Annotated in this window: 8 protein-coding genes; 5 read left to right on the top strand and 3 right to left on the bottom strand. The window is 38.3% G+C overall.

The features are described from left to right. Positions 1-248 precede the first annotated feature (248 nt). Both IEO70_RS12390 and IEO70_RS12385 read right to left on the bottom strand, forming a co-directional pair. Positions 249-452 carry a YdiK family protein gene (locus IEO70_RS12390; protein ID WP_190998686.1) on the bottom strand — a complete coding sequence of 68 codons (204 nt, stop codon included), beginning with the start codon at positions 450-452 and terminating at the stop codon, positions 249-251. Next, complete coding sequence (locus tag IEO70_RS12385; RefSeq protein ID WP_190998685.1) at positions 449-1,195, bottom strand: CPBP family intramembrane glutamic endopeptidase; 747 nt, start codon at positions 1,193-1,195, stop codon at positions 449-451. The genes IEO70_RS12390 and IEO70_RS12385 overlap by 4 nt, the downstream gene beginning before the upstream one ends. A gap of 316 nt (positions 1,196-1,511) precedes the next feature. Here IEO70_RS12385 and groES point away from each other — a divergent pair, with 316 nt between their 5' ends. Further along, positions 1,512-1,796 (top strand): co-chaperone GroES, encoded by a 285-nt coding sequence (groES, locus tag IEO70_RS12380; RefSeq protein ID WP_190998684.1) that lies wholly within the window; start codon positions 1,512-1,514, stop codon positions 1,794-1,796. Positions 1,797-1,870: 74 nt separating this feature from the next. Continuing rightward, positions 1,871-3,499, top strand: a complete 1,629-nt coding sequence (gene groL / locus IEO70_RS12375) for a chaperonin GroEL (protein WP_190998683.1) — start codon at positions 1,871-1,873, stop codon at positions 3,497-3,499. 154 nt (positions 3,500-3,653) lie between these two features. On the opposite strand, the gene IEO70_RS12370 is transcribed toward groL, so the two are convergent. Further along, complete coding sequence (locus tag IEO70_RS12370) at positions 3,654-5,831, bottom strand: beta-glucosidase family protein (protein ID WP_190998682.1); 2,178 nt, start codon at positions 5,829-5,831, stop codon at positions 3,654-3,656. A 270-nt stretch (positions 5,832-6,101) separates the two neighbouring features. Between IEO70_RS12370 and IEO70_RS12365 the strand changes: the two genes are divergently transcribed. From IEO70_RS12365 to IEO70_RS12355, 3 genes are all read left to right on the top strand, one after another. Next, positions 6,102-7,022 carry an AraC family transcriptional regulator gene (locus IEO70_RS12365; protein ID WP_190998681.1) on the top strand — a complete coding sequence of 307 codons (921 nt, stop codon included), beginning with the start codon at positions 6,102-6,104 and terminating at the stop codon, positions 7,020-7,022. A gap of 540 nt (positions 7,023-7,562) precedes the next feature. Then, entirely contained in the window at positions 7,563-8,972 is a 1,410-nt protein-coding gene (locus tag IEO70_RS12360; RefSeq protein ID WP_328820925.1) for an MFS transporter, read from the top strand. A 100-nt stretch (positions 8,973-9,072) separates the two neighbouring features. Next, positions 9,073-10,869: a glycoside hydrolase family 3 protein gene (locus tag IEO70_RS12355; protein WP_190998680.1), complete on the top strand. Its 1,797-nt coding sequence runs from the start codon at positions 9,073-9,075 to the stop codon at positions 10,867-10,869. Positions 10,870-10,995 lie beyond the last annotated feature (126 nt).

The raw sequence follows: 10,995 nt of genomic DNA, 5'->3' as shown, positions 1-10,995 counted from the left end.
TTTTACTCATATTCTTCCCCAGTATTTCTTTGATGTTTCTTCATTATATAAAAAATGTACCCCATAGGTAGACCTTTTTTGAAGTGTCTACTCTATAGGGTACATTTTATTTCAGTAAGTTGAACAGCCTTTTTTAAGATAAGCCAGTATATATTTTTGAACTAAATATACTCCAGCATGTCTCCTTTTTCATCGCAGTGAATCTGAGTAGTATACTCATGATGAAAAAGGACCGGTGACGGTTTTTCTTATTTCTTCTGCATTCTTTTAATTCGGTAATGAAGCATAATCAGACGAATGCCTGATCCGAAATCAATAGTAGCAAGGAATACGATTAAGTAAGAGAACCATGTCCATCCGTCTTCTTGTACATAGCTGATTGCCAAGTACGTGAACAGTGTTCCTAATGTCATATATAAAAGACCTGATACTAAAGGTGACTGACGTCTCATAAAAATCCTCCAATAAAGCTTTGAACTTGTTCCATGCTGTTAATCATTTCATTAATATCATCTCTATAGACAAATTGAGCGATAACAACAAGTGTATTCATCATAACATGAGCTGCAATCGGAACAAAGATTCTTTGTGTTTTAGCATATAAAAAGGCAAATGTGAAGCCCATTGCTGTGTATAAAAGAATATGTTCAAACTCAAAGTGCACAAGACCGAAAATGAGAGAACTCAATAAAGCTGAAATGAAGAAGTTCCAGCGCTTGTATATGGCCCCGAAAATAATTTTACGAAATACAATTTCTTCCAAAACCGGCGCGATAATTGATGTGGTGATGATGAATAATGGCATTTTATCTATTACCGAAACAAGGAATTGCGTATTTTCAGAGCCTGTTTCAATTCCTATTGCCGCTTCAATCATACCGGCAATAGACTGTGCGAAAAAGGCTAGGAAGATGCCGGCAATCGCCCAGAATGCGGCAAGCGAAGCAGATGCTCTCGGAAGCTCTGTGCGCAACAGCGGTTCATTTATAAACAGTTCTTTCCGCAAGATCAGCAAGATAATCAGCAGCGCGGCTGAAAAGCTGAATATGCCCCAATATCCGGTCGCGAATAATTCAGCATCGGCTGATGAATAGCCCTTTTTTATCAAATACAGATAAATTGGCGGCATACCTATAAGACTGGAAAGCTGCATTAAAATATAGGTCAACAAAACGTATATGTATTGTTTTTTCACTCTGTTAACTCCTTTAAAATTGCTTATATTTATTGTACTGCTTTTTATCGTATAGTTACAAACGTTTCTGCAAAAATGCATTAATTGTCTATTCAAGTTATAAAATTGAGAGATTTGTTACATAATGTAGAAGGATTGCGTGACTATGCAAAGTATTTTCGCAGAAATTGTAGAAAAGAAACTGAAATTTTTTAAACTGAAAGACTTGAAAATTCATCTAATTTTATTTATTATATAACTTGTGTTAGCACTCAATAATAATGAGTGCTAATAAAAGAATGACAATTTGGAAATGAAATTGAGGAGGGTGTTTTTCTTGTTAAAACCATTAGGTGATCGCGTTATTATTGAACTAGTTCAGTCAGAAGAAAAAACTGCAAGTGGCATCGTATTGCCGGATACTGCGAAGGAAAAGCCTCAAGAAGGTAAAGTTGTAGCGGTAGGTGCTGGAACTGTGCTTGATAACGGTGAAAGAGTAGCTTTAGAGGTTGCTGTTGGTGATCGTATTATCTTCTCAAAATATGCAGGTACTGAAGTGAAATATGAAGGTACTGAATACTTAATTTTACGCGAAAGCGACATTTTAGCGATTATTGGCTAATAACATAATGACTTTTTGAGACGGATCAGTCCGTTATTTAAGATATGTTGATATTTATAGGGAGGTAATGAAAGATGGCTAAAGATATTAAATTTAGTGAAGAAGCACGCCGTTCGATGCTTCGCGGTGTAGATGCTCTTGCAAATGCAGTAAAAGTAACTCTTGGACCAAAAGGACGCAACGTGGTTCTTGAGAAAAAATTCGGTTCACCTTTAATTACAAATGACGGTGTAACAATCGCAAAAGAAATCGAATTAGAAGATGCATTCGAAAACATGGGTGCTAAACTTGTTGCTGAAGTTGCAAGCAAAACAAACGACATCGCTGGTGACGGTACAACTACTGCAACAGTTCTTGCTCAAGCAATGATCCGTGAAGGCTTAAAGAACGTAACAGCTGGTGCTAACCCAATGGGTATCCGCAAAGGTATCGAAAAAGCGGTTAAAGTTGCTGTTGAAGAACTTCAAGCAATTTCTAAACCAATCGAAAACAAAGAATCTATCGCACAAGTAGCGGCTATTTCTGCAGCTGATGAAGAAGTAGGTCAACTAATTGCTGAAGCGATGGAGCGCGTTGGTAACGACGGCGTAATCACAATTGAAGAATCTAAAGGCTTCACAACTGAATTAGACGTAGTAGAAGGTATGCAATTCGACCGTGGATATGCATCTCCATACATGGTTACTGATTCAGACAAAATGGAAGCTGTTCTAGACAATCCATACATTTTAATCACTGATAAGAAAATCGGAAGCATCCAAGAAATACTTCCGGTTCTTGAGCAAGTGGTACAACAAGGCAAACCATTATTAATCATCGCTGAAGATGTTGAAGGTGAAGCACTTGCTACTTTAGTAGTGAACAAACTTCGCGGAACATTCAATGCAGTAGCTGTAAAAGCTCCTGGCTTCGGTGACCGCCGTAAAGCTATGCTTGAAGACATCGCTGCATTAACTGGCGGTGAAGTAATCACTGAAGAACTAGGTCGTGACCTTAAATCTGCTGGTATCGAATCTCTAGGCCGCGCAGTGAAAGTTGTTGTTACAAAAGAAAACACAACAATCGTTGAAGGGTTCGGAGATAAAGCCGGCATTGATGCTCGCATCAACCAAATCCGTGTTCAATTAGAAGAAACAACTTCTGAATTTGACCGTGAAAAATTACAAGAACGCCTTGCTAAGCTTGCAGGAGGCGTAGCGGTTATCAAAGTTGGTGCTGCTACTGAAACTGAGCTTAAAGAGCGTAAACTTCGTATCGAAGATGCTCTAAACTCAACTCGTGCAGCTGTTGAAGAAGGTATCGTTGCTGGTGGTGGTACTGCACTTCTAAACGTATACAACAAAGTTTCTGAAATCGTTGCTGAAGGTGACGAAGCTACAGGTGTGAACATCGTGTTACGTGCGATTGAAGAGCCTGTACGTCAAATCGCTCACAACGCTGGCCTAGAAGGCTCTGTAATCGTTGAACGCCTGAAACATGAACCTGTAGGCACTGGTTTCAACGCAGCTAACGGCGAGTGGGTAAACATGATCGAAGCTGGTATCGTTGACCCAACTAAAGTTACTCGTTCTGCATTACAAAACGCAGCATCAGTTGCAGCTATGTTCTTAACAACAGAAGCTGTAGTAGCTGACAAACCAGAACCAAACCCACCTGCAATGCCTGACATGGGCGGCATGGGTGGAATGGGCGGCATGATGTAATATCCGCCTCCCAATCCAAAGAAGCATCTCATAAGTTGAAAAACTTGTGGGAGGCTTCTTTTTTTATGCTTGTTAAAAAAGGGAATATTGCGCTCATAAAGAAAAAGGATTGAATCCTACTAAGAATTCAATCCTTCTAACAATTAATATTCTTTTATTCAACGACTACTGTAGCTTTGTAAGGCGTATCTTCACTAGATGTGCCAAGGTATACAGTGTACTCGCCAGGCTTTACTACGAAGTCATGCTTGTAGTAATCCCATACACCCATCGGATGGTTTGTAGCCATTGGGTCAATTGTAATAGTAATTTCTCGAGACTCGTTAGACTCTAGGTGAACTTTTTGGAATCCTACAAGACGTTTAGGCGGCTGTCCTTCGACAGGGATGCCTAAATATACTTGAACGACCTCAGCTCCAGCAACCTTGCCTGTATTGGTTACAGTCACGTTTACCTTGATAGGCGATTTGCCATCTGTTTGTGATGGTGTTACTGAGAATCCGGAAAGCTCAAAGGAAGTGTAAGATAGACCATATCCAAATGGGAATAATGGTTTAATTCCTTGAGACTGGAACCAGCGGTAGCCCATGTTTAAGCCCTCAGAGTATCGGATAACCGGGAAGCCATTGCCTTCGTCTGTACCAGGATAGCGCTCAGGGTTATTTGCGTATAAAAGGTCATCCTCGGATGCTGCATATGTTGTAGGTACCTTGCCGGACGGATTGACAACACCAAATAGTAAGTCAGCAACAACGTGACCATCTTCAGTACCTTGGTTCCATGCCTCCAGAACGGCTTTCGCTTTAGAAATCCATGGCATCATCACAGGGCTGCTATCTTTCATAACGACAACAGTGTTCGCATTGATATCCAGCAGTTCGTCAACCATGCGATTTTGATCGTTCAGCATGTTCGGACTAGGTAAATCGAAACCTTCAGAGGCAACTAATCCGGCCATTACAATAACCATATCAGCCTCAGCGGCAGCGGATTTCGCTTCTTCAAGGTTTGATAAATCTTTAGCGACAGTGAACTTGCTGACCTTCGTATCTGAACCAAGGTTTTGCAGAACATTCTGCATCCCTTCTACCGGTGGTACAGTATAAAGCGGAGTAACTTTGGACGAGCCGCCGCCTCCATTGCAAGCATCATCAACAAACTCAGACTGACCGATAATTACGATAGAGCTATAGCCTTTCGGATCAAGCGGCAGCATTCCATCTTCGTTCTTTAGAAGAATAGCCATCTGAGAACCGATTTTTCTGGAGATTGCACCGTGAGCTTTTGCATCGATTTTGCCTGGATTGTAAGGACGCTCAAATTGACCGAAACGGAACATTTGCGTATAGCGGCGAATTAATGCACGGTCAACAGTTTGAATCTCAAGACTTGTATCTTGAAGTGCATTTTTGACATTCGTCTCATTTAACCATTTAGCATCCGGCATTTCATGGTCCATACCGGCATTCAATGATGCAGCAGCAGAGCGGCATGACCAGAAATCAGATTGCACGTAACCTTCGAAGCCCCACTCGTCACGAAGAATATCATTTAGGATATAACGGTTTTCCGTTGCGTAAACACCACGAACGCGGTTGTAGGCACTCATGATTGCTGCAATGTCGCCGTCCTTCACTAACATTTCGAAAGGAAGCAGGTACAGCTCGCGCAATACGTGCTCATCCAGCTCGACACTCGTGCGGAAGCGTTCATACTCTTGATCATTAACGACATAATGTTTACCCATAGCAATAACATCGTGTTCTTGAATCGCTTTCGTAACCTCAACGCCCATCACCCCTGAAAGGTAAGGATCTTCTGAGAAGTATTCAAAGTTACGTCCGGCAATCGGAGTTCGGTGTAAACACACTCCTGGTCCTTCAAGCACATGTTGGCCAAGTGTCGCCGTCTCAGAACCGATGATATCTCCGTATTCGCGTGCAAGCTCAGGATCAAAGCCCGCAGCAAGACCGATAGACATTGGTAATGCAGTAGCAGCAGGGCTTGGGTGTCCGTCGCCCATACCTACGCCTACAGGACCGTTAGTAATGCGGAAACGCGGAATTCCTAGCTCGTCAATACCCTTAACATGGCGTTGTACTTGGAGCTGAGCCATAAGCTGATCTTGCTCTTCTGGGCTCATTTCATTCATTTCATCCATAGACGGCATGTCATAGATGTTGATCGTATTCATCGAACCGTGAAGCTGGGCAATTTTCTGCTCCAGAGTCATAGCGGCTACAAGCTTTTCAGCGCGTTCACGTGGTGACAGTGACTTATCCATCCACGGGAATTGTCCATTCTTTTCTGAATCATTATGTTGCTTATTCATGTTGAACTCTCCTCACACAATATTTTTTACTATCTTTAGCATGTGCTTTATTTCGGGTTATCATTTGTGAAGAGGTGAGCATGCATCGTTATACTTTTTAACATAACTAGTATTACGTGAACCCCCAATATTCATCTATAATAAATACCGTTATAATATTGAACACGCTATCATTTATATTGTTATAATAACACCAAAGATTATTTGGAAAATATCATTTATTGCTATAAATATTGTAATTGTTGCTGTTGAAGGGAAGGATTATGAAGTATGAAAGAAACACATTTTTTACCTTTGTCAATCCGGGATTTCGAAATCTATCGTGTAGGTAAGAATATACCTGAACAAGTTCTTTTGAAAAAACATAACGAAACTGGACATATTTCCACAAGTACCGAAACCTTTTTTCAATTGCATAGTCACGACGTTTTTGAATTTTTAATACTTGAAAGCGGGGAATGTGAATATTTTTGTGAGGGAAAGACTTACTCGTTAAAAAAAGGAGATGTCATGGTGATTCCTCCTCATGCAATTCATAGAGCGCTGGTCAAAGATTTCGATCAATATGAGCGCATTCTAATTAGTATTAATCCTCATTTACTGTTGGATTTTCAATATAGTTCCCCGATATTAAAAGAAAACATCACTTTCCAAAAAACGAACGGAAACTACATGTATCAACTTGATTCCAAGAGTTTTCAAAAGGTGGTTTCTTTACTAAATGATATTATTAAGAAGGTTGAGGAAGGTAAATGTACATATTCCTTTACCTTGCAAAATCTGCTGTTTCAGGCGCTGGAAATCATATTCGATCCTTCACTTAGTAAACAATGCTTAAGCATGAATAATGGGTTAGATAAACGTTTAGCATCGATATTAGAATTTATTGAAGTGCATTTGACAGATAAAGATTTGAGTCTGGATTTCGTATCTGAAAGTTTTCACATGAATAAATACTATTTTTCACATTACTTTAAAGGAAGAATGAATTTGCCATTTTATCGTTATGTATCATTAAAACGCCTTTCTTTGGCTTTGGACATGATTAAGCAAAACCAGCTTCCAATGGAACAAATTGCGATAAAATGCGGTTTTCTAGACTATTCGAGCTTCTACAGACTTTTTAAAAAGGAATACATGGTCTCACCGAAAAACCTGCAAAAAGAGTTTATAAATAGATCTTTGTCATAAAGTTGAAATGTAAACTGGAAGAGGCTTCTTAAAATTTTTAGTTTTTAAGAAGCCTCTAATTATTTGGCTTAGAAACTATTTTTCAGTCTTCATAGGTCCTTTTATATGCGGTATATAAATAGAAAGGTTATGTAAGCCGGCAGTGGAAAAGCAATTTGAATCAAAAAAAAAGGAAAAGTAAGCAATTTCATGAAATGTTTTTTTGGCAAAAGTATACTAGTATAGTAGTTGGGTGTTCGAGATAAATAATTTATTAAGACCACTGATTTTTTTAAGATGTGAACGGTTATAACGTTAAGAGGTGTAAGAGTAATTATTACAGTGCTTCTTCTTTGAAGTATACTAGTATAATTTATGCAAACGTTTACATTCGGGGGTATAGCAATAATTATTTTCTTTAGAGAGGCATAGTGAGTTCTAATATGCTCAGTATTGAACAAACTTTTGTATCTCAAAGTAAAAAAGAAAAGAATATCTACACAAGTTTGCTCAGTATTGAACAAACTAATGCAATCATTTTATTTCAAGGAGGAAAACGTAATGAGTATGAGAGAACCAGCATGGGTACAGGAGGAGCAAATTGAATCCAAACCAGTGCGACCATTTGGCTTCCGTGACAAATTGGGATATTTATTAGGTGATTTTGGTAATGATTTCTTCTTCTTATTAACTAGTACATTTTTAATGGTGTTTTATACGGATATTTTTCATATTAGCGCTGCAACAGTAGGGGTATTATTTATGGCTGCTCGACTATGGGACGCATTTGCTGATGTAGCCTGGGGGCGTTTTATTGATACACGACCAACAACAAGAAATGGAAAGTTTAAGCCTTGGATATTGCGCATGTCATTCCCGTTAGTATTTACAGGTGTTTTAATGTTCACAACCATTCCTGGAATGTCAGATGGATTCTATCTAGCATGGGCATTTGTTACGTACATTGTTTGGGGTACATTATACAGTACAGTTAATATTCCTTATGGATCAATGGCTTCTGTTATTACAGCTGATCCAGTTGAAAGAACAACACTATCTACATGGCGTACAGTAGGTGCTAGCTTAGCAGGTCTTATTATTAATGTTCTTGGACCAATGATTGTTTTTGTAGATAACAAACTTGATGCAGATCGCATGTTTATGACAGCTTGTGTTTTTGGTGTGCTAGCAATGGCTTGTTATATTGGTTGCTACAAACTTTCAACAGAACGTATTGAAGCACCAGCAAAAGAAGCGAAAAAAGGTGATTTCCTTCGTTCTGTAAAAAGCTTAGTGAAAAATAAACCATTCTTATGGGTACTAACAGCATCACTTCTAGTAATGCTAACATCATTTATTGCAATGGCAGTTAATACATATCTATTTAAAGATTACTTTGGAAATGCAACAGCTCTAAGTATTATTGGGCTTGTTCAAATGGGTACAATGTTTATTACGGTTCCATTAGTAAAACCATTGGTTGCAAAGTTTGGTAAAAAAGAAATTGGTGTTGTCGGAATGGCAGCTGCAAGCATTATATATATTGGACTATTCTTCTTAAAAGGTATTGAATTAATGCCATTCATTGCTGTTGTAGCATTAGCTATGGCAAGTATGGGATTCTACAATTTTATTAGTTACGCATTTATTTCAGATGTTATTGATTATCATGAATACTTAACATCATTACGAGAAGACGCAACGGTTTATTCAATTGTTTCTATGTCTAGAAAAATAGGACAAGCAGTAGCTGGTGGTATCGGTGGGGTAGCAATTGCTGCTGTTGGTTATAATGCTGCACTAGGTACGCAACCACAAGAAGTATTAGATGGTATTTACATGCTGGGTACATTAGTGCCAGGTATCTTATACGGAATTGTTGCAGTCGTTTTATTCATGTATCCGTTGAATAAGAAAAAGACAATCCAGCTTGCAGCAGATTTAACAGCAAAACGTAATGCAAATAGTTAATGAATTGAAGAGTTAAAGATGAAAGATTGGCTCGAGTGATATGTATACATATCATTCAAGCCAATTCTAAATCTATATTTTAAGATGGAGGATTTCGTTAATGATTGAATTAAAGGATAGAACAACAACGGTAGATTTAAAAGCTAAACCTTATAATCTAACGGATAAAGATATTCAATGGGTAGAAGAAACAATTGCCAATATGACAATTGAAGAAAAAATCGGTCAATTATTTGTAAACATGGGAGCCAGCCGTGATGAAGAGTATTTAAAAGGAATGTTAAATGACTATCATATCGGTGCCGTTCGTTACAATCCGGCTACAGCTGAACAAGTATATGACCAAAATAAAATCTTGCAAGAAAACAGTAAAATTCCTCTATTAATTGCTGCTAACACTGAAGCAGGTGGTAATGGGGCTTGTGTAAACGGAACTTATGTAGGCTCTCAAGTTAAAATCGGTGCTACAAATGATCCGAAGTATGCGTATGAAATGGGTAGAGTTTCAGGTGTTGAAGCAGCTGCAATTGGATGTAACTGGAGTTTTGCACCAGTAGTAGATATCGATATGAACTGGCGTAACCCAGTCATCTCTTCTCGTTGCTATTCAAATAAAGCAGAGCAAGTTTTAGAATTCTCTTTAGAGTATATGAGAGGGATTATGGAAAGTGGTATTGCTCCAGCTGCTAAGCACTTCCCAGGAGATGGTGTAGATGAACGCGATCACCACTTATCATTTGCTCCAAATACATTATCAGTAGAAGAGTGGGATAACACATTCGGAAAAGTGTACGGCGGATTAATCGAAGCAGGATTACCTTCTATTATGTCGGGCCATATCGCTTTACCAGAATATGTACGTCATTTTAAACCAAATGCGACTGTAGAAGAGTTAGCCATGCCATCAAGTTTAAGCCATATCGTATTACAAAACCTATTACGCGATAAATTAAACTTCAACGGCGTTATCGTAACAGATGCTTCTCACATGGTAGCGATGACATCTGCGATGAAGCGTAGTGATATGTTACCGACAGCAATCGCTGCTGGTTGTGATTTATTCTTATTCTTTAATGATCCAGAAGAAGACTTCAACTGGATGATGGAAGGCTATAAAAAAGGTATCATCACTGAACAACGACTTGAAGAAGCATTAACGCGTATTTTAGGCTTAAAAGCTTTCTTAGGTTTACACAAAAAAGCAAAAACTGAAATTTTACAACCAAAAGAAGAAGCGATGGCTAAAATTGGATTAGAAGAAAATAAAGCTGTTGCTCCAGAAATTTCAGATAAAGCCATCACATTAGTGAAAAACAAGCAAGAATTATTACCGATTAGCCCAGAAAAGCATAAGCGCGTTTTACTTGTTGAAGTAAAAGGACCTGAATCTGCTTATGGTAAAATCATGGCTGCTATGTCAGGTGGCAAGAAAAAGCCAATCGAATTAATGAAGGAAAAGCTTGAAAAAGAAGGCTTTGAAGTAGAAATTTATGAGTCTTCAATTGATAAGATTGTAAAACTTCCACCACAAGAAATGATGGCTGCAGTAATGAACGTATATGCGCAAAAACGTGCAATTTCTGATTTAACAGATAATTATGATGTAATTATCAATATAGCAGATGTGGCACCAAGCACAGACCAGCGTATTCAATGGAATCCTTCAAAAGGAACTCCGGATATACCGTTCTATGTAAATGAAGTGCCGACAATATTTATATCATTACAATGTCCATTCCACTTAGCAGATGTACCGCAAGTTAAGACGTACATTAATGCTTATGATAATCATGGACATACATTATCTGCAATAGTTGATAAATTGTTAGGACATTCAGAGTTTAAAGGTGTAAGCCCTGTTGATGCATTCTGTGGTTTCATAGATACACATATGTAATCACCTTTAATAAAAACATAGAAAATCTTATCTGAATTAATCAGAAGCAGAGTATGAAAGAAGGTAGTTTAGTTTAAAGATAACTATCTTCTTTCTTTATATACTGCTAGAAGCAATTATACATAA

It is taken from the genome of Peribacillus faecalis (assembly GCF_014712675.1).
GTDB lineage: Bacteria > Bacillota > Bacilli > Bacillales > DSM-1321 > Bacillus_AD > Bacillus_AD faecalis.
The sequence above is the reverse complement of the archived record's forward strand: the minus strand, read 5'-3'. Positions and strand labels throughout refer to the sequence as shown.

Bases quoted from the DNA above. Each gene is read 5' to 3' on its own strand.
- IEO70_RS12390 (WP_190998686.1), bottom strand. From the start codon at position 452: ATGAGACGTCAGTCACCTTTAGTATCAGGTCTTTTATATATGACATTA.
- groL (WP_190998683.1), top strand. From the start codon at position 1,871: ATGGCTAAAGATATTAAATTTAGTGAAGAAGCACGCCGTTCGATGCTT.
- IEO70_RS12370 (WP_190998682.1), bottom strand. From the start codon at position 5,831: ATGAATAAGCAACATAATGATTCAGAAAAGAATGGACAATTCCCGTGG.
- IEO70_RS12365 (WP_190998681.1), top strand. From the start codon at position 6,102: ATGAAAGAAACACATTTTTTACCTTTGTCAATCCGGGATTTCGAAATC.
- IEO70_RS12360 (WP_328820925.1), top strand. From the start codon at position 7,563: ATGAGTATGAGAGAACCAGCATGGGTACAGGAGGAGCAAATTGAATCC.
- IEO70_RS12355 (WP_190998680.1), top strand. From the start codon at position 9,073: ATGATTGAATTAAAGGATAGAACAACAACGGTAGATTTAAAAGCTAAA.